General features: G+C 70.5%; 21 protein-coding genes and 2 pseudogenes. 7 read left to right on the top strand and 16 right to left on the bottom strand.

What is annotated here, in order from left to right; all coding sequences use genetic code 11:
* Positions 1-46: 46 nt before the first annotated feature.
* Positions 47-2,113 (bottom strand): tetratricopeptide repeat protein, encoded by a 2,067-nt coding sequence (locus tag OG556_RS39365; protein ID WP_331745219.1) that lies wholly within the window; start codon positions 2,111-2,113, stop codon positions 47-49.
* 377 nt (positions 2,114-2,490) lie between these two features.
* Complete coding sequence (gene tgmC / locus OG556_RS39360) at positions 2,491-3,630, bottom strand: ATP-grasp peptide maturase system methyltransferase (protein WP_331745217.1); 1,140 nt, start codon at positions 3,628-3,630, stop codon at positions 2,491-2,493.
* 155 nt (positions 3,631-3,785) lie between these two features.
* Here tgmC and OG556_RS39355 point away from each other — a divergent pair, with 155 nt between their 5' ends.
* On the top strand, positions 3,786-4,325 hold the full coding sequence (locus OG556_RS39355) for a hypothetical protein (RefSeq protein ID WP_371523154.1): 540 nt from the start codon (positions 3,786-3,788) through the stop codon (positions 4,323-4,325).
* Positions 4,326-4,389: 64 nt separating this feature from the next.
* On the opposite strand, the gene OG556_RS39350 is transcribed toward OG556_RS39355, so the two are convergent.
* Positions 4,390-5,124, bottom strand: coding sequence for a hypothetical protein (locus OG556_RS39350; protein ID WP_331745215.1), 735 nt, complete (start codon positions 5,122-5,124; stop codon positions 4,390-4,392).
* 289 nt (positions 5,125-5,413) lie between these two features.
* Between OG556_RS39350 and OG556_RS39345 the strand changes: the two genes are divergently transcribed.
* The gene (locus tag OG556_RS39345; RefSeq protein ID WP_331745213.1) at positions 5,414-6,163 is read left to right on the top strand and encodes a hypothetical protein; all 750 of its coding nucleotides are present in this window, start codon (positions 5,414-5,416) and stop codon (positions 6,161-6,163) included.
* 648 nt (positions 6,164-6,811) lie between these two features.
* Here OG556_RS39345 and OG556_RS39340 read toward each other — a convergent pair.
* Positions 6,812-8,283: pseudogene (locus OG556_RS39340) on the bottom strand (amidohydrolase).
* 202 nt (positions 8,284-8,485) lie between these two features.
* Positions 8,486-9,706 carry a hypothetical protein gene (locus OG556_RS39335; protein ID WP_331745212.1) on the bottom strand — a complete coding sequence of 407 codons (1,221 nt, stop codon included), beginning with the start codon at positions 9,704-9,706 and terminating at the stop codon, positions 8,486-8,488.
* A gap of 313 nt (positions 9,707-10,019) precedes the next feature.
* Between OG556_RS39335 and OG556_RS39330 the strand changes: the two genes are divergently transcribed.
* Both OG556_RS39330 and OG556_RS39325 read left to right on the top strand, forming a co-directional pair.
* Positions 10,020-10,535 (top strand): AAA family ATPase, encoded by a 516-nt coding sequence (locus OG556_RS39330; RefSeq protein ID WP_331745210.1) that lies wholly within the window; start codon positions 10,020-10,022, stop codon positions 10,533-10,535.
* 175 nt (positions 10,536-10,710) lie between these two features.
* The gene (locus OG556_RS39325) at positions 10,711-11,346 is read left to right on the top strand and encodes a hypothetical protein (RefSeq protein WP_331745208.1); all 636 of its coding nucleotides are present in this window, start codon (positions 10,711-10,713) and stop codon (positions 11,344-11,346) included.
* 146 nt (positions 11,347-11,492) lie between these two features.
* Here the strand turns inward: OG556_RS39325 and OG556_RS39320 are convergent, their stop codons facing one another.
* Both OG556_RS39320 and OG556_RS39315 read right to left on the bottom strand, forming a co-directional pair.
* Entirely contained in the window at positions 11,493-12,047 is a 555-nt protein-coding gene (locus OG556_RS39320) for a hypothetical protein (RefSeq protein ID WP_331745206.1), read from the bottom strand.
* A gap of 329 nt (positions 12,048-12,376) precedes the next feature.
* The gene (locus OG556_RS39315) at positions 12,377-12,925 is read right to left on the bottom strand and encodes a TetR/AcrR family transcriptional regulator (protein ID WP_371523150.1); all 549 of its coding nucleotides are present in this window, start codon (positions 12,923-12,925) and stop codon (positions 12,377-12,379) included.
* Positions 12,926-13,084: 159 nt separating this feature from the next.
* Here OG556_RS39315 and OG556_RS39310 point away from each other — a divergent pair, with 159 nt between their 5' ends.
* Entirely contained in the window at positions 13,085-13,897 is an 813-nt protein-coding gene (locus OG556_RS39310) for a leucine-rich repeat domain-containing protein (protein ID WP_331745203.1), read from the top strand.
* Between the two features lie 102 nt (positions 13,898-13,999).
* Here OG556_RS39310 and OG556_RS39305 read toward each other — a convergent pair whose 3' ends face one another.
* The gene (locus tag OG556_RS39305; RefSeq protein WP_331745498.1) at positions 14,000-15,547 is read right to left on the bottom strand and encodes an ISL3 family transposase; all 1,548 of its coding nucleotides are present in this window, start codon (positions 15,545-15,547) and stop codon (positions 14,000-14,002) included.
* A gap of 207 nt (positions 15,548-15,754) precedes the next feature.
* On the opposite strand from OG556_RS39305, the gene OG556_RS39300 reads away from it, so the two are divergent.
* Positions 15,755-16,498, top strand: coding sequence for a DUF6193 family natural product biosynthesis protein (locus OG556_RS39300; protein WP_331745201.1), 744 nt, complete (start codon positions 15,755-15,757; stop codon positions 16,496-16,498).
* 19 nt (positions 16,499-16,517) lie between these two features.
* Here OG556_RS39300 and OG556_RS39295 read toward each other — a convergent pair whose 3' ends face one another.
* Positions 16,518-17,366 carry an IS5 family transposase gene (locus OG556_RS39295; protein ID WP_331745200.1) on the bottom strand — a complete coding sequence of 283 codons (849 nt, stop codon included), beginning with the start codon at positions 17,364-17,366 and terminating at the stop codon, positions 16,518-16,520.
* A gap of 246 nt (positions 17,367-17,612) precedes the next feature.
* Positions 17,613-18,014 carry a DUF6368 family protein gene (locus tag OG556_RS39290; protein WP_331745199.1) on the bottom strand — a complete coding sequence of 134 codons (402 nt, stop codon included), beginning with the start codon at positions 18,012-18,014 and terminating at the stop codon, positions 17,613-17,615.
* Between OG556_RS39290 and OG556_RS39285 the strand changes: the two genes are divergently transcribed.
* Entirely contained in the window at positions 17,979-18,491 is a 513-nt protein-coding gene (locus OG556_RS39285) for a DUF5959 family protein (RefSeq protein WP_331745197.1), read from the top strand. The genes OG556_RS39290 and OG556_RS39285 overlap by 36 nt on opposite strands.
* A gap of 6 nt (positions 18,492-18,497) precedes the next feature.
* Here the strand turns inward: OG556_RS39285 and OG556_RS39280 are convergent.
* From OG556_RS39280 to OG556_RS39255, 6 genes and pseudogenes are all read right to left on the bottom strand, one after another.
* Positions 18,498-18,848, bottom strand: a pseudogene (locus tag OG556_RS39280) (transposase); the annotation flags it as partial.
* 232 nt (positions 18,849-19,080) lie between these two features.
* A complete protein-coding gene (locus OG556_RS39275) occupies positions 19,081-20,475 on the bottom strand; it encodes a M14 family zinc carboxypeptidase (RefSeq protein ID WP_331745196.1) in 1,395 nt (464 codons plus the stop codon).
* Between the two features lie 160 nt (positions 20,476-20,635).
* Positions 20,636-21,550: a transglycosylase family protein gene (locus OG556_RS39270; RefSeq protein WP_331745193.1), complete on the bottom strand. Its 915-nt coding sequence runs from the start codon at positions 21,548-21,550 to the stop codon at positions 20,636-20,638.
* 37 nt (positions 21,551-21,587) lie between these two features.
* Positions 21,588-21,911: a hypothetical protein gene (locus OG556_RS39265; protein ID WP_371523147.1), complete on the bottom strand. Its 324-nt coding sequence runs from the start codon at positions 21,909-21,911 to the stop codon at positions 21,588-21,590.
* Positions 21,908-22,711, bottom strand: a complete 804-nt coding sequence (locus OG556_RS39260) for a hypothetical protein (RefSeq protein ID WP_331745191.1) — start codon at positions 22,709-22,711, stop codon at positions 21,908-21,910. The genes OG556_RS39265 and OG556_RS39260 overlap by 4 nt, the downstream gene beginning before the upstream one ends.
* Before the next feature lie 105 nt (positions 22,712-22,816).
* The gene (locus OG556_RS39255) at positions 22,817-24,064 is read right to left on the bottom strand and encodes a hypothetical protein (protein ID WP_331745190.1); all 1,248 of its coding nucleotides are present in this window, start codon (positions 24,062-24,064) and stop codon (positions 22,817-22,819) included.
* Between the last annotated feature and the right edge of the window lie 39 nt (positions 24,065-24,103).

The following is a 24,103-nucleotide window of genomic DNA, read 5'->3' as shown; positions in this document are numbered from 1 at the left end:
TGCCGTGTCCGTGGGCGAGCTCGTGGCCGTACTGCGGGGGCGCCGGTCAGCGGCAGGGGGGATCGCCCTGGGCCGGTCCGGGGGCCGGGAGAGGAGAGCCCGGCGCGGGCGAGGTGCAGGAGGCCAGGTCCCGGAGCAGCTCGGCGCGCAGTTCGAGGTCCGGGCCGGGGTCGGCGGCGAGTGCGCGGGTGAAGTCCTCGACGGCGGCGGCCCGGTTGCCGAGCTCGCGGTGGGCCAGCCCCCGGTTGTAGAGGGCGACGGGATCGGGGCCCAGGGCGATGGCGCGGTCCAGATCGGCGATGGCGCCGGCGGTGTCGCCGCGTTCGAAGCGGATCGTCGCGCGGTTGGCCCAGGCGGTCGGCAGGTCGGGGGCGAGCTCGACGGCCCGGGTGAGCAGGGCCTCGGCCTCGGGGAGCCGGCCGCGTTCGGACTCGACCAGGCCGAGCACGCAGAGCAGGTGCGGCTGGCCCGGCGACAGGCCCAGGCCCGCGCGTGCGTCGCGTTCGGCGAGGTCGAGTTCACCGTCGTCCAGGTACAGGCCGGCCCGGTTGACCAGTGCGTCGAGGTGGTCGGGGGCGATGCGCAGGGTCCGGTCCAGGTCGGCCAGGGCCGCATCCGGCCGGCCCAGGTCGGTGTGGGTCTCGGCGCGGTTGTAGTACGCCTCGGGGAGATGCGGGCCGAGGCGGATCGCGGTGTCGTAGTCGGCGATCGCGTCGTCCGGCCGTCCGGTGGCCCGGTGGAGGGCGGCCCGGTCGACGTAGTACTCCGCGTTCTGCGGGTCCTGCGCGATCACCGTGTCGAGGTCGGCGAGCGCCCGGGCCGGATCGCCCAGCGCGAGGTGCAGCTGGGCCCGGTTGTGCACCAGCCGGGCGCGGTCCTGGGGGCGTTCGCCGGGTGCCAGGGCCTCGGCGAGCTTCGCGATACCGTCCTCGACCGTCCGCAGTGCCGCCGTGTGGTCGCCGGCACGGCTGTCCAGCAGGGCCAGGCCCTGGCGGTGGAACACGGTGGTGACGGTGCGTTCGCGCGGGTCGTCGAGCTGTCCGGCGAGGGTGAGGGCGCGGTCCAGCCAGGTGCGGGCGGCGGTGAGGTCCCGGGCGGGCGCCGGGAGGTGGCGGGCGTGGAGCATGGCGGTGGAGTAGGCCGCGGACAGGTGGATCCTCGGCTCGTCGGTGACCTGCCGGGCGTGGTCGTAGAGCGCGAGCGCCTCGGCCGGGCGGTCCAGGGCGGTCAGGGCGGTGGCCAGCATGGTGGTGAAGGCCCACCAGTTCCGGGTGTCCCCCGCCGGGGTGACCAGCGGCAGGCCGCGCCCGGCGAGCCGGACGGCGTGCTCGTAGAAGCCGCTGTGCAGGGCCAGGCCGAGCGCGGTGCGCAGCGCTTCGACGCCGTCGGTGGCCGGGCGGGTGCCGCGCTCGCGGTGGTAGGGGATCGCGCCCAGCTGCCAGGACCACTCGCCGGTCGCGGCCAGTTCGTCGGCGCGCTCGTCGTGCCAGGCGGGGTCGCGGTGCGCGGTGGGGTCGTGGACCGTGGCGGGGTCGTGGAGCGCGGCGGCGTGCTCGGTGGCCGGTCGGGACGGGGCGACGGTGAGGGGCCGGGCGTACTCGGCGACGGCCTCCTCCAGCGCGGCGGGCAGCGCGGCGCCGCCGACGTACAGCCTCAGCCGGGACGGGTCGACACGTCGTAGCAGGGTGTCGACGAGTTCGACGGTGGTGGCGTCCGCCTGGTCCACCCGGTCGAGCACGACGGCGGCCGGCGACCGGCGCCCCTCCGACCAGGCTGCGACGAACTCGGCTATCCCGTAGGCGAGATGGCGGGTGCGCCGGGCCGAATGGAACCTGATCTGGACGTCCGCGGCGTCGAGGGCCGCGACCGCCTCGGTGGCCCAAGGCATCGCCGGCCCCAAGTCCCTCACCGCGCAGATGAGTTCGACCTGGTGCCGGACCACCAGCGGGGATTGCCCCTGGTCGAGGACGAGACGGCGGACGAACTCGCCGACCCCGCCGTAGGGTCCGCGTTGCCAGACCCGGCAGTCGAAGGAGCCCAGGAGCCCGTCGGCTCCGGCGGCCGCCGCGCACCGGTCCCGGGGCAGCGGTGCTTCCAGCCAGACGTGCCGCATGCTCGACTCATCCCCTTCTCGTGTCGACGGGTCCTTCCCGTGTCGACGGGCCCGTGCGGGCCGCCGTTCCGGGACCTCGGCTGACCGGCGGCGCGCCAGGGCACTCCGAACGCCCTGGCGCGCCACCGGTGTCAGTGGTGCGCCGGAATTACCAGCACCACTCCAACCAGAGCCGGCGGGCGTTGCCGGTCAGTGCGACGGTGCCGGACTTACGGGTCGTCATCTTCCGCATGTCTGTCTCCTTCGGTGCGTGTGGGGGCGGTCGGCCGGGACTCGCGGCGACCACCGCCAATGGTGGTGATAATTCGTATGAACTGTCAAGGAATTGGGGACTCCGCTAATCAAAGAACGTGGGGCAGCGGGCGCCAGGGCATCGGTCAGACGGGCAGGTTCCAGGCGGGGCCTTCTTCGGTGCCGATCCACACGCGCTGGCCGTCGCCGTCGATCGTGATGCCGAAGCCCTCCTGGTGGGGGGCGCCGTGTTGCTGCCAGGCCTGGATGGCGGCCTCGACCTGGTCCCACAGGCGCAGGGGCCCGCGCTGGGTGACGGTCCAGCCGCCGTCGGGGTTCGGCGCGGTACGGGCGTGGGAGCCGGTGGCGAAGTCCACCAGGATCTGCTGGTCTCCGGCGCCGATGATCTCGGCGGAGGGGGCGGCGAGCTGCGCGACCCACTTGCCTGTCCAGTCGCCCAGGATCGCCGGGTCGATCGCGCTGGGCCGTGCGTCGCCGGAGAGCAGGGTGACGGGCTGGCGCGGGGGCCGGTCGTGCGGCCGGGCGACCATGAAGTTGACGTAGCCGGGCAGGAACCGGCCGCTCGCGCAGCCGGGCCCGGTGACGGTGAGCAGTGCGAGGCCGAAGGCGAAACTCCACCCGGTGAAGGTGGCGAGGATCCTGCCGCCGGGCCTGACCTGGTGGAGCCACGGGAGGGGGAGGTGGCGGATGGAGCAGGTCGCGATCAGCCGGTCGTACGGTCCGCCGTCGGCGTACCCGGCGAGACCGTCGCCGATGACGAGGGTCGGAGAGTAGCCCGCGGCTCTGACCGCCTCCGCCGCCCGCGCCCCGACCTCCGGGTCGACTTCGACGCTCACGACGTTCTGTCCCCCGAGGCGGTGGGCGCCGAGGGCGGTGGAGTAGCCGGTGCCGGTGCCGATCTCCAGCACACGGTGGCCGGCCTCGACGTCGAGCTGCTGCCACATCCCCAGCACGAGGGAGGGCAGGGTGGAGGAGGACGAGGGGGCGCCGGCCACCGGCCCCTGGACGTCCGAGGGGCTCAGGTGCCCGTCGAGCTGGGTGACCAGCGTCTGGTCGCGGTAGACCCCTTCCAGGCGGCCGGGGTCGTCGCGCAGGACTGGAGCGTAGGCCGTGGGCACGCTTGCGGGCACGGGCAGGAAGTACTCGGGGACGAAGGTCTCGCGCGGCACGGCGGCCGCGGCCGCGCGCCAGGCCGGATCGGTGAGGGCGCCGTCGGCGGTGAGCCGGTCGACAAGGGCGACGCGCAGTTCGGCGGGGGTGCTCACGGGTCGGTGCCTCTCTGGAGTCGGTCGGCCAGAGCCTCGGCGGGGCGCGGCCTGGCCCCCGCTGTTCCCGTCGCCGTCGCCGTCGCCCTGACCGGTGCGGGTCGGGCTACTGGTGTCGAAGCACAAGCAGGTCTCCACACTGAGTAGTTGAGAGAATGCCTACCGTAGCGCGCATGCCGTTCGCCATGGGCGCCGGCCAACCTCGGCCGCATCCACCAACGGTGGCAAGATCCGGTTCGTGGCCGGGCAGGGGAACTACCAGATCTTCCACGACCCCGAGGGACGCCGCGGCCCGGACATCTCAGGACCCCCTGCACTGCTGTTCTGGGATCCCCAACCACCCGACAGCGATGTCGCTTGGCCCCACCCGGTTGCTGCTGCACGGATCACCGGAGCACCTCGTCGGCACTCGTGCGGAAGAGGTACCAAACGTCACATCCCGTCACACCGCCGTGATGTCTTCGCCGATCGGCCTGGTCGACTTCCTCACGGGACTGACCCAGCAGGGCTTCTCGCAGACCTTGTGGTTCACGCTGAGAGACCTGGACCAGCGCTATCCCGCTGAGATCGCTGCCAGGGTGACCGGATACGCGCGTGTGACGGCGAACGTCAGAGTCGATGACTCACCGTTCAATGACAGGGAGGCGGTCAGGGTCGTGGTCGCGAGCCCGCTGTTCGTGGAGTTGGCCAGGTAGGGGCAGGAAGTGATCCATCGAGGTCCAGGTTCCCGACGCCCGCTTCCTCCACCGGGCCAACCGATCAGCCCGGACCGACGCCGAAGGTCCGCAGTTCGTAGTAGTCGCCGCCGTACGTGCCGTCGGGTCCCTTCTGAAGCATGGAGGCCACCGGGCCGGAGCGGTGGAGCGGGCTGTCGACGGGGGCCCGGCCGGCGGCGAAGGCGGTGTCCACTCGGGGCTTCATGGCGTCCAGCCAGGTCTTGGTGGACTCCGGTTCCGCCCCCGGGTGATCCAGGCCGGCGCAATCATGGAGGAAATCGGCTTGCTTCGCGGCGGTGGCCGTCACGTGGCAGGACCAGGTCGTCAAGTCGCCGTCGATGGTCCACGCCGCGGCGATCCACATCGCGGTGTTCCCGTCCTGCTTGACGCCCGAGGCGTGCCAGACCGTCGGCCGGCCGGGGAAGTCGACGTTCTCCCGGGCCTTCATGGTGATGCCCCAGGTGGTGGCCACGTGGTTCAGGTACGACTCGCCGGTGTACCCGGCCTTGATCACCTGGCTCCTGACCGTCGGAGCCTCGGCGGCGGCCACCGGCTCGGTGGGCCAGTCCGCCGGACTCCCCACGCCCGGGGCGGCGCTGGAGGGTGCTGCCGTGCCGGCCGGGGGCGGTAGGTCCGGGCCTTCGCCTGGGCCGGGCCGGGTGACGGCTTCGGCTCCTGGCCGGTTCGGCTCCTTGTCGTGCGAGGACGAGCAGCCGACCAGGACGGCGAGGGTCGCTGCGGCCGCGGCCAGGCGCGTCACGGGGTGAGTGGGACTCAAGAACGGCTCCTTCGGGCTACGGTGTCGCGCGGTCGACCGGAACGGCCCCGGGACGCCCGTGAGTCAGGCCGGTTGCTGGTCCGTCTCTGCTTCTGAGGGGACCTGGATTCGGAGCTGGGGCCCGGCGGTCATGTCAGCTTAGGGATGCTGGTCGATGGGCGTCAGCTCGTACAGGGTGTTCTGGAGCACGAGCGCCGCGGTCGGCTGCCGCAACCGGAAGCCGTGCGGCGGCGTCCACCCGGATACGAACGGTCACCCAACCGTCGTACTCATGGGGGGATTTCCACACATGCCGGTCAATGACGCCGTACCCGTACCACCGCCGCACGGCACCCTGTCGCCCTGCCCCGGCTGCGGGCTCACCGACCAGGTCCGCAGCGTTCCGGCGGTCCACATGAGCGAGCGGCGCAATGTCACCGTGCGCAGCTCCGGCAGCGACGGCCGCACCGAGACCCGCGAGGAGGTCTCCGTCCTCGGCCGGGCCCTGGCGCCCGCGCCGCCGAAGACCAGCACCGCGATCCAGGCGCTGGCGGCTCTGGGCTTCGTGGTGCTGGTCGGGGCGGTCTTCACGTTCATCCAGGGCACCATGGCGCGCGACGCGCCCGTCCACCAGAAGCCCGACCTCTCGCCGCCGGACTGGGTGACCAAGCACCCGGGGTTCCCGAACGACTTCCCCACCGACCTCCCGGGCTACCTTCCGAAGGCCGCTCCGGCGTCCCCGGCCGCGCACGTGGCGGCCCCGCTCGCCGACGCGAACGACGCCCTGGTCCCGCTCTGGGGGTCGTGCCTGATCCTGGCCGCCGCGATCGCCCTGCTGGCGGGCGCGACCGCGCTGTTCCTCGGCCTGCGGCGGCGTCTGGAGGGCCGGCCGCAGGCCGAGCGGCTCTGGAACCAGGCCTGGTACTGCGCCCGGTGCGGCACCGCTCACTTCCCACCCACCGCCGGGCAGGGCGCCCAGGCGCTCGTCCTCTCGGACTTCCGCAAGGCGGTCTGGACGGCCGGCGGTTACGGCGACCTCGCCGAGCAGTACCGGCCGTAGACACACGTCCGCCCGGCCCGGGCGGGGAGGACGTGTGCGTCTGGGGGGGGTGGGTGAGGCGGTTCGGGCTGGTGGGGCCGGGCCAGTGGGAGGGGCCGATGCCCCAGGCCGCGGCCCGGGCGGCCGCGGCCGCGCGGTTGGGCAGGTCAAGCTTGGCGCGCGCCGGATCGGGCCCGCGCCGCGGCCCGCGGGTGCTGACGTTCAGCATGCCGACGTACCGGCCGTCGGCGGCGAAGAGGCACTGGGCCACGCCGTCCTCGATGCCGAGGGGGCGCAGCACCTCCCGGAAACCCGGGGATGCCGCCAGGAGCCGCCCGGGAACGTCTCCGAGCCACAGGGCGCCCCGGACCGGCCTACGGAGCACCGGGTACACCGGGTCGTGGTGCAGGCGGGTCTCGATGTAGGCCGTGGCGTCGTCCGGGTAGCTCCCGGCCAGGGTGGTGTGGCGTCGGCGCAGCGGATCCCACCTGGTCAGGGAGGCGTGGTCGTACTCCATCCTCCGACAGCGCCGCCAGGACCGCGTCGACGCCGCCCGCACCGCTCGTGGCGCTCCTGGCGGCCTCGCGCACACGCAGGGCCGCCTGCAGGATGTCCGCGCCGCCGCGCTGTGTTGGCATCGTCCAAGGATGATCATGTGCCCGGGTCGCGTCAATCGCGCAGGGTGTCGTGCACGATCTGCCCGTCCATGACGGTCAGGACGACGGGCATCGCCGGGATGTCGTGGGCATCGGCGGCGAGCAGGTCCCCGTCCAGCACGCAGAGGTCGGCGGCCTTGCCCACCTCCAGGGAGCCCTTCCAGTCGTCGGCGAAGTCCTCCCAGACCGCGTCGATGGTGTAGGTGCGGATCGCCTCGGCCAGGCCGATGCGCTGCTCGGGACCACTGACCCGGCCGTCGGCCTTCGACTCGCGCAGCACCATGGTCGCCACGCCCTGGCGCCAGTCCGGGAACGTGACCGGGGCGTCCGACCCGCTCGCGACCCGCACCCCGGCGTCGATGGCGTCGCGGTAGGGCCAGGCGTAGGCGGCTCGCTCGGCGCCGACGAAGTCCTCCTCCATGTCGGCGGCGGTCCACTTGATGGTGGGGTTCATGTTGACGCCGAAGCCGTGCGCGGCCAGCACCTTCATGCCGTACGCGGTGAGGAAGTCGCCGTGGATGACGTAGTGGCGGGCGTCGGACCGCGGGTGCTCGGCCATGGCCGCGGCGAAGGCGTCCGCGACGGTGTCGATGGCCCGGTCGCCGGTGACGTGGACGCCCATCTGGTGCCCGGCGGCGTGGGCGTGGCGGATGATGGCGGCGATCTCGGCGCTGCGCTCGGTGTCGCTGCGACCGCCGACGCACAGCGAGCCGCAGCCGACGTACGGCTCGCGCATCCAGGCCGTCTTGTTGGGCACGACACCGTCGGCGAAGACCTTGACTCCGTGGATCGCGAGGCGGCGCGGGTCGGCGCCGCCGGAGACGGCGGGCTCGAAGGGTGCGCCGGGTACGTCGCGGGCCGTGAGCGCGGCGAGGCCGCGGGTGAACTCCTCGGTGGTGCCGGCCATTCCGGTGGGCAGGAGCAGGACGCCGACGCGGGCGGTCAGTTCGCCGTCGGCCAGCAGCCGGCGGTAGACGTCGAGGGTCTCCGTGCCGAGCGCGCCCCGCATGATACCGTCGCCGCCGGGGCCGAGCCCGGGCTCGGTGTAGCTGGTCACGCCGAGCCGGGCGAGCGTGGCGAGGGCAGCCGCGACGGGTCGGCGACGCACTCGTCGAGGTAGCCGGTGTCCCAGCCGTGCCCTGTGATCCACTGCCCGTCCGGGACCCGGCCGACGGCCTCCCGCACCGCCTCGGCCACGTCCGCGAGAGAGGACACGGCGGGGTGGCCGAGGTGGAGGGAGAGCGGCGGCGACGCCGTGCCGAAGGCGCATCCGTGCAGATGCGAGTCGTTGATGCCGGGAAGCAGTGTCGCCCCCCGCAGATCGACGACCCGGGTGCCCGGTCCGATGAGCGGTGCGACGTCCTCGCGCCCGCCGACGGCACTGATGAGCCCGCCGGTCACCGCCAGGGCCGAGGCGACGGAGAACTCCGCGTCGACCGTAACCACGTGTCCGTCGAGGAACACCAGGTCCGCATACGTGTGCACAGAAAGGCCCCTTTCGAAGACCGGGCGCACCACGGCCGCCCGGAAACACTCTCCCGAGGACTATGGCCGTGCCTCCGCCCCTCGCACATCGGTCATCCCACCGATACGCGCTCCTCCGGTGGCGGGGTGACACCCCGTGCCCTATCCGACCCGACGCGGTTCGGGTCGGGTCGGGTCGGACAGGCACGGGGCCGTGCAGGGGCTACATGGTCCAGCGGATGGTCAACGGCTTGCCGTAGCCCGCGAGGCCTCGGAGGAGGAGTTCACCCAGGACGATTCCGCTGTTGGTGACGAAGAGCGGCATGGAGTACGGGAAGTCCTTCGACCACTCGGGAAGCGCGATGACGGACCCGTCGGGGTTCCAGCGCTGCGCGTGGAGCTGGGCGCGGGCCGGCCACGGGTCGCTGGTGTACCCGACGACGACGCCCTGGTCGTTGATGCCGGTGGCGACGCTCGTGACCGTGGTCGGCGCGAGCGGCAGAGGCGTGCCGTCGACGGCCCAGCGCGCTGCCTGTCCTCCCAGGCCGCCCACCACCGTGCCCGCGTTGTTCACGGCCGTCGCCTGGCTGCCCGCACCCAGGTCGGAGACGGCGCCGGCGGCGTTCCAGACGAGGGCGTGGTCCACGCTCGGCTCACCGCCCGGCCGGCCGGCCCCGATCACCACGCCGGAGTCGGTGATGCGGGCCGCGCTGCTGGTCACGTACCCCGCCGGCACGTCGAACGCGGTGACGGTCCCGTCGGGGCTCCACGCCACCGCCCGACGGGAGGCGAGACCGCCGGCCGGGTACGAGTAGCCGACCGCCGTACCCGAGCTGTTGACGGCGACGGCCTCGCTCTCGGTGTCGCCCGGCAGCGGCGGCAGGGCGACGGGTGCACCGCTCGCCGGCCACGCGACGGCGTGCTTCGTGTCCGCCGCGCCCGCCGCGCCCCAGGAGGACCCCACCGCGGTGCCGTTGTCACCGATCGCGGCAGGAGCCGCCGTCGTGTCGCCGGGCAGCGGAAGCATTTCGGTCGGCGTGGACGGGGAAGTCCATCGCACCGCGTGCTGCCGGCCCCCGACCTGCGCGGCGGAAGTCCCCACCACGGTACGGGCGTTGTTGATCCCGACCGGACTGCCACCGGCGTCCCCCGGCAGCAGTGTGAGTGATTCGGTCGACCAGTCCGCCCTCCAAAGCAACATGTACGTCCTGATGTTGTCGTTATGGGCGAGGTCCCCCACGATGACGAAGGAGACGCTGTCCCCGTTGCCGTTGGCCGCCTTGAGCTCACTGGAGTAGGTACCGGGCTCGATGGGCGGCGACCCGACCGAGATACCCCCGGGGTAGGGATCGGCGGCCGCCACCGGTGCCGAACCCACGGCCAGGGCCGCGGCCGTGACGGCGGCGACGGCCGCCGCGACTGTGCGAGAGGTGCGCTTGCTCATGGGTGTGCAGCTCCTGTCTCTCGTTGACGTCACGGAGGCACCGCCGAGCCGATGGCACGCCGCTTCCCCGCCCCCGTGCCGCGCACCAGTCTCCGTCAGCCCGGTCGCGACGCGCAGCCCGATCGGTGATTTGCCCCCGACCGGTTCGTCGCCGGATCAACGCGAACTCGCCGACAGGACAAGCGTGTTGCGACACCGGGGGCGGCTCGCGGCCGGATCATGGGGGACGAGGGGCAGGTATCCCACTATATGGTCGCCTGGGCACTCGGGATCCGGGGTACCGGTCATCGACGGAAGCGGGGCTGGAATCGTCATGGTCAGGTCTGTGGTGCGGTTGATCACCGGGGCATCGGGGGCGGGCAAGTCGACACTTCTGGGCCGGCTGCGGGAACGGGCCGTCACGGTGGTCGACTTCGACGAACTGCCCGACGAGGACGGTCGGTTGCTCGGTATCGACATCACCTCCCCGGACGCGTCCGGCATCTGGCCCGACTACAACCGCCTGTGGGTGCGGATCGCGGGCATGCTCGCGCGGGGAGGCGGGCCTGTCCTCGTCTCCTGTCCCCTCACCCCGGCCGAGTGGGAGGCCGCCGCGGCCGATGTGCCGGACGCCCCGGAGGTCGTCTGGGCGCGGCTGGACTGCACGGACCACGACCGCCGCGTCCGGTTGGCCGCCCGCGGCTGGAGCGCGGAGCAGGTCGAGGAAGCGCTCCAGGACGCCGACGAACTGCGCGGACTCGTCCCCACGGCCTTCAGCAGCTCCGACCGTGCCCCGGTGGAGGTCGCCGAGGACGTCCTGCGGTGGATCACCGGCTCCCCCGACGCCTGATCCGGCGGCGATCGGAGCCGACTCCCCCTCCCCCGGCCGACTGACGGGTGTCAGGTGCCCGGGGTCGGGTGCCGGGTGTCGGGGGTCGGGTTGACGAGATCGTTCGTACTCGGGAGCATGTGTCGCCGCGTGCGTGCGCGGGTGTGTGCAGACCGGATTCGTGGGGTGTGGGGTCATGAGGTTCGTGGTGTCCGAGCGGTGCGTGGGACGGGTCGGGCTGGCCGTCGGCGCGGCACTGGTGTTGGCGGCCTGCGCGGCAGGCGGGGGCGATGCAGCGTCGGCCGGTAGGCCGGGGGCCGCCAAGTCGGCGTACGGCCCGGGCCCCACCGAGGCGGTCGACTCCGGCAACGCCGTCAACTCCGTCAGGGCCGCGTTCGACAAGGCCGGCGCGCCCGCGACCACCCTCTCGATCACGGAGGGCGAGGTCGGCGAGGTGGGTCCGCACGGGACGATCACCTACCCATCGGTGACCAGCTGCCTGGTCGTCACCGTCTACCTGCGGGACGGCGGCAAGGTCGGCGGCCATGTCAGCCTGTTCCAGGTCCCGGGGAAGTACTACTCGGACGAGGTCCTGCCGGCCATCAAGCGTGCCGTCGGTGGCCGACGGGTGGCGTCCGTCGACGTCAGCGGGGCCGTCGGGGCCTGGAACCCCTCGTACCTCCAGAAGGCCATCGAGCGGTACACCGACGGGTCGGTCCCCGAGCCGACGGGCGACGCGAAGGCGATCGGTGACGCGGTGGCCAGGATCCTGGGCGGCAAGCGCGGGCAGGTCACCGTCCAGGACGTGCCGGACGGCGACATCGTCAGGTGAGCACCACGTCGACGGCCCGGCCCCGTACGCGAGGCGAATGACCACGGCCCGCGCGCCATGGCCTCCGAGGAGAACACTCCGACGGGGCACCGACCACCGGGGCGCGGGCCCGGCCTTCGGCGGGACGGGACACCCGCCGGCTCCGCTCAGAGCGCCAGTTCGACCAGGCCTGCGAGCAAACCGACCACGATGCCCAGGACCACCACGGCCGTAAACCCGATGAGGAGACCGACCACCAGGGTCATGAACTCCGGGGCCTCACCACGCCGGACACCGACCAGCAGCCAGCCGGCCGGCACCGCGCCCATGACGAGGGCCATGCCCGCGCCGATGCCGTACTTCACGGCGGGCGCCGACGACGGCTCGTAGGCCACGCCCCGCACCAGCCGCACCGGGAGCCGGGTGCCGGCCCGGTGCTTGCCGGCCGTGCCGCTCACCACGATCGGGCGGGCCTCGTCGGCGGAGGCGCCGACCGGCGTGAACTGCCCCTGGCAGTCGGTGCCGTCGCTGTTGCCCTCGCTGTCGGACACCTCGTAACAGTGGTCCACCAGCACCACGCCGTCCGGCGGGCCCAGCCCCATGGCCGCGCCGATCCGCTCCGCGCTCAGCCACCAGGCCAACCACACCGCCCCGGTCAGGAGCGCCACCGCCAGCAGCCCCGCCACCGCGCGCACCGCCACCCGCGCTGCCACACCCCACACGCCGCCTCCCCGCGCACGCACCACCGCCGCCCCCCGTAGTTGCTGCCGCGCCCACCGCCCCACCGCGAAGCCGCGCGAACCGAACGGACCCCACAAGCCACGCGAGCCACGCGAGCCGCACGAGCCGCGCCCGTGGTGCAGGTTCTGCCCGACCGCCGGGACCGGCGCGGCCAACTGAGGATGTCAGCAAGGGAGTTGACACGCAATGCCTCACCCGGGCCCGGCGGCACCCGACGCCGGTGAGCGGCGCGGCGCCGGACGAGCGCGCCCGTGCGTACGCGGAGGCGGTGCCGACGTGGCGGAGGCCGCGGCCCAGTCCGCTCCTCTCCTCAGTTCGGCGCGGGCGCCGCACCGTCGAGGACGAGGTCGATGATCCGCCGGCTCGCCCGTTCCGGGTCCAGCTGGTCGGTGCTGCCCGATGCCATGCGGGCGAGGAGGGGGGACACGAGCAGTTCGGAGACCAGGTCGAGGTCGATGTCGGGGCGGATCTCGCCTCGTTCCACGCCGCGTCGCAGGACATGGTTCATGGCATTCCGGCGGGGAGCGACGATCTCCTCGAAGTAGCGGCTGTGCAGCCGCGGGAAGGTTGCGGCCTCGGCGTTGAGAGCGCGCAGCATGCTGCTGGCCCGTTCGTCGACGACGCGCTCGGCCAGGGCCCGGAGAAGGACCGCGAGGTCGGCGCGGGTGTCGGCGTCGACATCGGCGTCGGCATCGGCGTCGGCCGGCAAGGGCCGCGGTTCGTTGATCGTCTCCAGCACGTCGAGGTAGAGCTCGTCCTTGGTCTTCCAGCGCCGGTAGACGCTGTTGCGCGAGACACCGGCCTGCTTGGCGATGGTCACCAGCGACAGGCCGCTGAGGGTGGCGCCCGAGGCGACCATGCCGAGGACCGCATCGATGATGGCCGTGTCGGTGGCGGGGTCACGCTGCCGGCCGCCGCGGCGGCTGGGGAGTTCCGGGCTCTGGCGCTGATCTTGTGATCGGGCCAAGCCGCAGGCCCCACTGATCCGTCTCGCCCGCGTCTTCGTATCTTTGGTGCCATGGCGAATGAAGCAGAGCCGGCATCGCACACCAATCGGTGGGGCAACACGGCGAATTCGGTCCCGGGCAGCAGCGAGTCCTACCGGGACGTCTGCACGTGCTTCGACCAGGGCCGGGTGAGCAACCGGCGACGGGTGGGCTTCCACAGTGAGCGTCAGGACACATCTTCGCCGGCCTGGCAGCATCTCCTGGCGCTGATCGAGGAAGCCGCCGCCGACGGACGGGAGGTGTTTCGGCCGTTGGTGGAGATGAGTCCCCGAGAGCGACGTCAGATCGTCACCCTGCCGCCCAGCATCGCGAAGCTCACCGCCGTCAAGCAGTTCATCCTCTACGGCAGCAATCTGGTTCGGATCCCTCCGGAGATCGGTGCCATGAGCAGCCTGCAGGAATTTACCCCGTACACCTCCTACCGACTGCACTGGTTCCCGTACGAGCTGATCAGGTGCCCGAGCCTGAAACGCAGCACTGTGAGCACACGCGCTCTGTACGGCAACGAGAAGCTCCGCCCACCGTTCCCCCCGCTCCAACCTGGCGGCGTGGAGACCGCAGACCTCAACCTCGACGACGTCGACCCCGGAGAATGGGGTGCTACGGCACTCCGAAGGTGCAGCGCGTGTGACCGGTCGCTGGAGGGAACCAAGATCCACCAGGCATGGATTTCGCTGCGGGTTGCCACCGACGTCTTGCCGCTCCTGGTCAACGCCTGCTCCGCAGCCTGCCTGCAGATCCTTCCCAAGCCTCCCGAGGACTACATTCGGACCCCACACACGGGTGGCCCCAGACTTGCCCAACCCACTGCTGACTACGCCTGACTTCCCATCATGCCAGCGAGCTGCGGCTCAGCTGCCGGGTGCCGGCCCAGGTCGACATCCGGGCCGTCACAAGATCAGCGCCGATCCTGTGACGTAGTCGGGTCAGGGCATCAAGAGTGCACGCTTGCGGAGGAAGTCAAGGTTGGCTCGTCCGAATCCTTGCCTTTTGAGCAGTTTCACCCTTGTGACCTGCCCCTCGACCTGTCCAGAGCTCCAGAGCCCGGCCGTGACGGCGTCGATGTCGCGGCTCAGTCCATTGACGAGGGAGTGCAGGGCGGGCAGGTCGTCGGCGAGGACGCGTTCCATCCAGGCGGGCAGTCGGTCGCGCCGCAGGTCGCGCATCATGGCGGCGAAGTCGCGGACGTGGTGGGTGACGGCGTCGAGTTCGGGGCAGCCGGCCTGGATCTCCTTAAGGTCGACGGCATCATCGGCTGTCAGGTTTGCGGGGTCGATCATGATCCAGCGGACGATGCGGCGGGGCCGTGGAGCCGGGCGGGGCACGGGTGGTGCGGCGGTGGTGGCCTCGAAGGGGCGGAGGTAGCGGCGGACGGTCTGGATGCTTCCGGCGAAGCCCAGGGTGACGATCTCCTGGTGGAGCTCGGCCGTGTTGTGACAGCCCTCGTTCCACCGCTGGTGGAGGTAGGGCTTGTACTCGTCCAGGATGGTGGAGCAGTTCGTCGCTTTGACCAGCAGTTCGTCAATGCTGGTGGCGCGCGCGAAGCGGCGCACGGTGGACCGGTCCAGCTGCAGTGTTCGGCAGATGTTCTCCAGCGTGCTGCCGCCCTCCCGGAGGTGTCGCACGGCGGTGTGGCGTTCCTTGGTCCGGGTCACCAGGCGGCGTTCTCGTCCGCAGACGTCGAGCATCCCCGCATCCGGTGCCGACTGAGGGGGCGTCAGCCAGATGTCGTCGCTGGTCGGTGAGGCAGCCGGTACGCCATTCTCGAATACGGTCCGGACGCAGACGTGGCGGGAGGAGACGGTCTTATCCACGGCCTCGCCGAGGTTGTGCCACAGATGCCAGGCGTCGGCGACCTGCACCGCTTGCGGGGCTCCGCCGCGGGCGCCCTCGGCATAAGCCCCGGCCCGGTCCCTACATATGATCTCCACTTCCGGATGGCCCTTCAGCCAGGCGGCCAGCGGTTCGGCATCCCGGCCGGGCAGCACGTCCACCGGGCGGCGTGCCTCCAGGTCCACCAGGATCGTGGCGTACGAGTCGCCCTTGCGTAGCGCGAAATCGTCGACACCGAGCACGCGGATCTGTCCGACGGGACCTTCCGGCGTGGCACGGACCAGGCGTAACAGGGTGTCCTTGGCTACACGCAGGCCCAATACCCCGGCCAGACGGGCGCCCGCGCGTCCGGCCAACGCGAGAGCGATCGAGGTCAACTGCTCACGCGCCAGTGGGGTGTACCGGGCATGCGGGCTGGTCAGCCCCGTGATCTGCTCGGCGAACGTCACCGCCCGACACGCCGGGTTCGGGCACTTGAACCGCCGAACCAGCAGCTCGATCACCACGCTGGTACCACCGACCGCGGCATCCGCGAGCCGTCGCATGTGCCGGCCGTGCACCCGGTCCGACGCACTACCGCAGTGCGGACAGTCCGCACCCGCCGAGCGGGCTCGCGCATGCATCGTGACCGCCCCGGCCACAGCCCGCTCGACCAACTCCACCACGACACCAGCGAGATGAGGGAACAGCACCTCGAAGCTCCGCGAAGAACACGCGAGCCATAATCACCGCTGTCACTGACATCGGCAGCGTCACAAGATCAGCGCCAGAGCCCGTTTTCCGCCTCCCTTCCAGCCACCTATGATGGCCGACCCCGCGCACCACACCGGCATGAGGATCGGAACGTCATGAGCCGCGAACCAAACCCAGCCGTCCTCTACCCGGACGTGGCCGCCCACGGCAGCCTGGCCGCAGCACTCCAAGCCGAAGCTGCGGCCCAAGGCATGTCCCTCCCCCTGGTCGTCACCTCGTCCGATCCACTGCGTCATGCCACGATCACCAGTGTCGTCCCGCATCGACACTCGTCCTACGTCGCGGCGTGGCATCACGAGCGGACCTGGGCCTTCTGGGGCTCGTCCAACGACAGACTCATGATCTGCGGCAGCACCGAAGACATACGCGAACTTCCCCAGGTGATCCGAGGCTGGGCCGAGGGGGCCAGCCTCGACGAGATCAGGAAGACCGCGACCTTCGACCTCCTGACCGGTCGTTTCGAGGTGCCCGACAACAACCCCGCCGACGTCATCGCCTCGGAGTGGCAGTGGCTGCTGAAGGAGGCCGATCGCGCCGACTGGCCGCAGTACCAGGCGCTCGTCGAGTCCGCCCACGCCGAACCGAAGCTCCGCAGGCTCTACCCCTACACCAGCCACTGGGCTCTGGGTTTCGCCGAGAAGCCTGACGGCCCGTACACCCCGTCCTTCGTCTCCATCGGGTCACCCCACGGAGCCGGCGACTACACCATCAGAGAGTGCTGGAACGGCCCCGCCCTCCACCACGTCACCACAGCCGCCGAAGCGATCGCCATCGCCGTCGAACGGATCCCCGCCGACCTGCTCCAGACGTCTTCCGAGCACCCTGTGCGAGGCTTCTGAGAGGGCGTTCGATACCGATTTAGGCTTCCGCAGGCGATTTCGGGCGGAGGTATTGCCCGATTTTGTCGGGGCTGGCGGTCAGGCGAGTGGTCATGGAGTTGACCATGGCCCAGTGGATCATCGAGCGTGACCGCTCCGGCAGTTCCTCGTAGTCGCGATGGAGCCGCCGGTACCGGGACATGATCCCGAAGGTCTGCTCGACCCGCCAGCGGATCGGCTGGACGACGAAGCCCTTCTGCTCCTTGTCGCGGGCGACAACCTCGACGTCGATGGACAGAGCGGCACCGTACCTGACGACGGCGTTGTTGTAGCCGGCGTCCACCCACGCTTTGGTCACCGTGGGCCACCTGGAGGCGAGGGTGTCCAGGACCTGTTTGCCGCCGGCGGAGTCCTGGACACCCGCGGCAGTGACGATCAGCACCAGGAGCAGGCCCAGGGTGTCGGTGGCGATGTGGCGCTTGCGGCCCTTGACCCGTTTCCCGCCGTCGTAGCCCTGGCTCTCCGCTGGGGCGTTCGGCGAGGCCTTCACCGACTGGGCGTCGATGACCGCGGCGCTCGGCAGGATCCGACGGCCCTTCTTCGCCCGCAACTGGTCACGGAGCGTGTCGTGGATCTGCTCGGTGGTGCCGTCGCGCTCCCACTCCTTGAAGTAGCCGTAGACGGTGGTGTGGGGCGGGAAGTCGTGCGGCAGATAGCGCCAGGCGATGCCGGTCCGCGCGACGTAGAGGATCGCGTTGACCACTTCACGCAGTTCGGTGGTCGGCTCGCGCCCTTCGGCGCGAGCCGACCTCCAGCGCAGCAGCATCGGCTCCACGAGCTGCCACTGATCGTCCTTCAGGTCCGAGGGGTACCGGCGTCGTTCCGTCACAGTCGATCCATACCGCTGACACGGGCCCGGCCGCTACAGGATCCTGGAACAGCGTCCGTGCCGAGCCCGCGAAAGCCGGACAGTTGGGGGGATTACCCTATCGAACACCCTCTGAGAGCGACATCAGCCACCCAGAAGGTGGTCAGGATGTCAGCAGGACTCGTTTCCGCAAGAGGCCGGGCTGGCTTCGCCCTCCTGCGGAAACATGTTCTGCTCGCATCCTGAGCTGATCAAAGAACTCGCGGATCACGTGAGTAGCCGGAATCCGGATTGCTTTGACCATGCCCTGAGGAATTCTGCGGAGCCATACACAGCCGGCCACGGCCAGGTACCCGTCGTCGTGGCGACCATCCCCGGAAGGCCGTCCACGATCGCTCTCTGCCCCTGGGCCAACTCGGCGTTGGCGACACCCCCGATCACATCCATAATTGCCACGGTCAGCAAGGCGGTCGCGATGTGGTCGATCGGCTCGTTGGCAAGAGCGATGACATCGACCGCATGCGTTGGTGTGAAGCCGATGAGAGCTTCCTGATCGACCTCGTCGGGGTGCTCAGCCTCGAAGATCGACTCGTCGCCGACACCAGGCCCCATGAGCGAGACCAGGAACGGCCGATGGCCATCGACTTCACCGGCGTCCGTAATGCCCAAGCTCTCCACCTGGAGCTGGATCTCGTACTCGCCGACGAAAGGGCAGCAATGGGCGACAGGTCACCGAGGGAGCTCATCCACCTCGCTGATGACGAGGGGAACAGCGTCACGGTCAACGTTCTGGGACGTAACCTCAGGTGGTCCGCCGGGCTCGACGCCGAGATCGTCGTCAAGACGCCCTTCGTGTCCGGCCGCATCGACCTGGTGTTGTCCGTTTCGAAGCTGGAGAGCTGGACCGACGCACTGGACCGGCTCGACGCCGGCGAGGACGTTGCGTGGATGGAGATGAGCAGAGGGCCGTCCATCTTCATCCAGCTCACCGGCGAGCGTGACTGTCCGGAAGTGGTCGTAGAGGACGAGTCCAGATCCATGGTCACTGTGCGGGTCCCGCTCGTCCCGCCGGACGACTGGATCGCCGACCATCGCCAGCGTCTGCGCCAGGTGATGGATCACTGGGTTCCGATGCTGTCGAGGTAGGAAGACAAGCTGCCGCCGGCAGATGAGTGCGCATCCGAGAGTGAGGAAGGCTTCGTAGATGCGTCGCGGATCTCCCAGCGGATCCGCAGACGGCGAGACCAGCGCAAGTGGGCGAACCAGCGGTCTACGAGCCGGCGTTGAGTGCCGAGTCCGGAGCCGTGAGAGGTAGCGCGTCGGGCGATCACCGGCTTCACCCCGAGGGCCCGGACGAGGCGGCGGTCCTTGTCGTGTTCATAGCCGCGGTCGCCGAGCACGATCTCCGGGCAACGTCTGGGGGCGTCCGCGCCTGCCGCGTACCGGCGGCACGACATCGAATAGTGGGATGAGCTGGGTGACGTCGTTGCGATTGCCGCTGGTCCGGATGCCGCTTGTGCCCGGGATGCCGAACCCGACGCTCGACCTTGGACAGCAGTGGCTCGACCACTACCCACAACTCGTCATCGACGTTTCACGGCTTCGGTCGGGCCATCCCGCACCCCCGGATCAACGCTCCCGGGGTGCTCCAACCGCCTCGGAGGTCATTTCGTTAGGAGTTCTGAGGCGGCTTCGGCCAGCGGCCGCAACCACGGTGCCGAAGAGACAGAGTGCTCTACCGATCGGGCCGGGCGCCGGGCATCGTCGGGTGGCTGAGCGCCACGGCGGCCTGGACGGTGTTCGCCTGGTGCTCTGCCTGGCGGGCGACGGGGAGCCAGGTCGGCTGGAAGCGCCGCTGGTACTGGGCGCACCAGGTCTGGAGGAGGTGGTCGAGTCGGGCGGTGGCCGGTGTGGTGGGGGCCTTGGCCGCCTCGGCGGCGCGGCGGAGCAGTGCGGCCGCGCGGACCGGGATGCGGTGGGCCCACAGTTCGATGCCGACGAGCTTCGCCTCCGTCATGGGCGTCGGGTGGAGGAGGCGCTGTCCGGCGGCCCGCGGGTCCCATTCGTGGGCCAGTTGTCGCGCTGCCGTCAGCGGCGTGCGCGCGGCCCGGAGCAGGGCGGTGTCGTCCAGGTGGGGCAGAGCTTCGTCCAGCAGGTCGGTGAGCAGGCGGCCTCGTTCCCGGACCTGGTCGGCGCAGGCGGTCAGGCGCGCGTGGGGGTCGTCGGCCGGGCGGGTGTCCCCGAGGTGGGCGCTGGCCCAGGCCGGCGTCTCGACGATGACCGTCTCGCCGCCGTAGCGCTGGGGGGCGAACCAGGTGGTGGCGCGGACACCTCCTGTCGCCTGCTGGGGCTGGGCGGGGTGAGGTTGGTCGAGGTGAGGTCGGTCGGCGTGAGGTGGCGCCAGCATTCCGGTGCTGCTTTCCTGCTGGTCGATGTGGTGCGGCGCCATCATGAAGACGCCCGGGCCCGCTTCGCGCAGCCAGAAGGCGTCGTAGGGGCCGGTCTCGACCGGGATCCCGAGTCCGGCGGCGGAGGTTGCGAACGGCTCGGCGAGGCCGGCCGGATCGCAGGTCGACTGGAGGAAGGTCCCGCCGACGTCGGCGCTGTGGAGGGAGAACTGGAGGGACGGCCGGAGGTCGTCGATCAGGTCGAGGAGGATCCGGCTCTCGGGAAGTCTCCCGCCGATCGCCGGCGCCCACTCGGGCTGTTCCTCGGCGGCGGGACGGAAGTAGTGCTCGAAGTACTCGGGCAGGCTTCGGGTGCCGGCGCCGACCGCTGCGAGGCGTGCCCCGTCGGGGTCGAGGCAGAGCAGGAAGTTCCAGGTCACCGCCTGGTGCAGGGACGGCCGCGCGAGGACGCGGTGGGCCAGTTCCACGATGCCGGCGCGGCCGGAGAACTCGTCGGCGTGCGCGCCCGTCACGATCAGCACGTCGGCGGTGGCGGTGGCGCGGCCGATCGTCAGGAGCACCAGCGGCCGGCCGGCGCGGGATGTCCCGACGGTGCGCACGCGGCAGAGTTCCGGGTGTCTGGCGGCCAGCAGGTGTGCTGTGTCGGCGAGTTCTTCCAGCGTGGGGTACCGGTCGTGGAGCAGGACCGCCCTGCCGGCGCTGGTCGACGTATCGGTCAACATCGGTGCCCTCCCTTGTCTGACCGTCCAGTCTCGCGCCAAAAGCGGCGGCCCGCACCCAGTGGTGCAGGCCGCCGCCCGGTGTGTGCGGCGTTGTCAGGCCACGGTCCTCAAGGCCCGCCGTCAGCCCCGGGTCGCGTCCGGGTGAGCCGGTCGGGAGCGGTTACCAGCTTCCCTTGAGGGGGATCCAGCCCGGGTTGCCGAACGTCGTGGTCACGGCGGCGGTGCTGTTGTCGTTGCTGAGGTAGAACGTCGCGGTGGCCGGGTCGTAGCCGCCGATGCTGTCCTTGCCGGAGCCGTTCCAGTCGCCGACGAGGGGCTTCCAGCCGGGGTTGCCGAACTTGGTGGTCACGGCGGTGGTGCTGTTGTCGTTGCTGAGGTAGAAGGTCTGGGTGTTCGGGTCGTACGCGCCGATGCTGGTGACGCCGTCGCCGTTCCAGTCACCGACCAGCGGGGTCCACCCCGGGTTGCCGAACTTCACCGAGCCCGCGACGGTGCTGTTGTCGTTGCTGAGGTAGAACGTGGCAGTGGCCGGGTCGTACGCGCCGACGCTGGTGACACCGTCGCCGTTCCAGTCGCCCACCAGCGGGATCCAGCCCGCGTTGCCGAACTTCACCGAGCCCGCGACCGTGCTGTTGTCGTTGCTCTCGTAGAAGGTGGCGGTGGCCGGGTCGTACGCGCCGATCCGGTCCGAGTACGGCTTGGCGTGGTCGGTGCTCAGGCCCGCGTTGCAGCTGGGCCAGGCGCCGGGGCCCTGGCCGGCGAGGATCTTCTCCGCTACGAGGATCTGCTGCTTCTTGGAGGCGAGGTCGGGCCGGGAGGCGTAGGCCAGGCCGCCGTAGGCCTTCCAGGTGGGCAGTGTGATCTGCAGGCCGCCGTAGTTGCCGTTGTTGGTGTTGATGCTCCAGTTTCCGGTGCTCTCGCACTGGGCGACCTTGTCCCAGGTGGCCACCGAGGCGGCTTGGGCCGGTGCCTGGGAGGCGACGGACAGGACGGCCGCCCCCAGGGCGACAGCGGCGAGCGAGCGGGTACGACGGGTGTGACCGGTCTGACGGGCGGTCGACTTGTTCTCAGGCATGCTCGACTGACTTCCTTTCGTGTGGGTTGGGGGCGGACTACCAGCGGCCGGCGATCGGGACGTCGCCGGGGCTGCCGTAGACGAAGCTGGTGGCGGTGGTGCTGTTGTCGTTGCTGAGGTAGAAGGTCTGGGTGTTCGGGTCGTACGCGCCGATGCTGGTGACGCCGTCGTTGTTCCAGTCACCGACCAGCGGGGTCCAGCCCGCGTTGCCGAACTTCACCGAGCCCGCGACGGTGCTGTTGTCGTTGCTCTCGTAGAAGGTCTGGGTCGCCGGGTCGTACGCGCCGATGCTGTCCTTGCCGTCCTTGTTCCAGTCACCGACCAGCGGGATCCAACCCGGGTTCCCGAACTTCGCGGTCACGGCGGCGGTGCTGTTGTCGTTGCTGAGGTAGAACGTCGCGGTGGCCGGGTCGTACGCGCCGACGCTGGCGACGCCGTCGTTGTTCCAGTCGCCCACCAGCGGGTCCAGCCCGCGTTGCCGAACTTCGCCGAGCCCAGCGTGGAGCCCGCGTTGTCGCCTTCGTAGAAGGTCTGCGTGGACGGGTGGTACACGCCGGCCTTCGTGGCCCGGGTCTGGACGTCGTCGACGATGTTCTTGTAGCGCAGGGCCTTGTACTCGTTGTTGGGGTGCGAGTCGAGGGTGCCGTTGATGGAGGCGCCGGTGACGTGCTTCACCGAGGTGGACCCGAAGGAGTAGTACGAGAAGGTGGTGTGCGCGGCGTCGTCCCACTTCTCGAAGAGGAGGACGTGGTTGTAGTAGCTGTTGAGGACGTCTCCGGCCTTGAGCTCGCTGCGCGGGATCTCGTAGGTGTAGGAGTCCGCGATGCCCTGGGTGTTGGGGTTGGGACTGGCACCCAGGTGCCAGGCCATGGAGACGTAACCCGAGCAGTCCGTACGGTAGTTGCGGCCGCTGGAATCCGGGTACGAGCCGCCCTGGCTGTAGGGGATCGACTTGCCCAGCCAGTACTGCGCCCGCTGGATGACCTCGCTACGGGTCACCTTGCCGTCGATCGAGGACGAGGCGGAGACAGCGGCGGTGATGGTGGCCGTGGCCGCGTGGGCCGCCGTGGTGGTGACGGCGGTCGCGACTATCGCGCCGGAGGCCGCGAGGGAGGCGGCGAGGGCGACGTGGGCGAGCCTGGACAGCGTGGACGAAGGCATGGCGGAACTCCTCTTGCCGGCTGCGGGTACGCGTTGCTGGTTTGCGAGTTCGAGACGGCATCGCATCGGATGCCGGAAGGCGTTGTACGGGTGCGGCGGCGCCGGTCACCAGCCGCCGGTGATCGGGGTGTCGCCGGGGTTGCCGAAGCGGGCGCTGTAGATGACCGTCCCGGAGTCCTTGGCCGCACCGAAGAAGTCGGAGGTGTCGGGCCGGTACACACCCACCTTGTCGGTGCCCGAGCCGTCCCAGTCACCCTTGATCGGCACATCACCCGGGTTGCCGAACATCACCTTGTGATCCACCGAACCAGAAGTGGTGGAGTCGGTGAGGTAGAACGTCTGGTCCGAAGGACGGTACACACCGACGGTGTCCTTGCCGTCGCCGTCCCAGTCACCCACGATCGGCTTGTCGTCCGGATTCCCCATCTTCACGGCGTACGACACCGTGGCGTTGTCGTTGGAGAGATAGAACGTCTGGTCCGAAGGACGGTACACACCGATGGTGTCCGTCCCGTCGCCGTCCCAGTCCCCCGTCACCGGCACATCACCCGGGTTGCCGAACTTGCGCGCCTGCGCCACCGACCCGTTGTCGTTCGACAGGTAGAACGTCTGGTCCGAAGGACGGTACACACCGAACGTGTCACCGTTCTTACCGTCCCAGTCCCCCGTCAGCGGCACATCACCACTCGCCCCGAAACCCGAGTAACCAGCCAACCCACCACTGGCGTTGCTGATGTAGAACACCGACTCACCCGAGCGGTACACACCCGCGGTGGAGCGCGTCTTCGAGTCGTCGACGATGTTCTTGTAGCGCAGGGCCTTGTACTCGCTGTTGGGGTGCGAGTCGAGGGTGCCGTTGATGGAGGCGCCGGTGACGTGCTTCACCGGGGTGGAACCGAAGGAGTAGTAGGAGAAGGTGCTGTGGGCCGCGTTGTCCCACTTCTCGAAGATCAGGACGTGGTTGTAGTAGCTGTTGAGGACGTCGCCGGCCTTGAGCTCGCTGCGCGGGATCTCGTAGGTGTAGGAGTCCGCGATGCCCTGGGTGTTGGGGCTGGCGCCCAGGTGCCAGGCCATGGAGACGTAACCCGAGCAGTCCGTACGGTAGTTGCGGCCGCTGGAATCCGCGTACCAGCTGCCCTGGCTGTAGGGGATCGACTTGCCCAGCCAGTACTGCGCCCGCTGGATGACCTCACTGCGGGTCACCTTGCCGTCGATCGAGGACGAGGCCGAGACGGCGGCGGTGGCCGCGTGGGCCGCGGTGGCGGTGACGGCCGTCGCGGCTATCGCACCGGAAGCGGCGAGGGAGGCAGCGAGGGCGACGTGGGCGAGCCTGGGCAGCGTGGACGAAGGCATGGCGGAACTCCTCTTGCTGGTTGCGGGTTGCGAGTGCGT

Source organism: Kitasatospora sp. NBC_01300 (assembly GCF_041435235.1).
Taxonomy (GTDB): Bacteria; Actinomycetota; Actinomycetes; order Streptomycetales; family Streptomycetaceae; genus Kitasatospora.
This window is presented reverse-complemented; position numbering and strand designations above follow the sequence as displayed.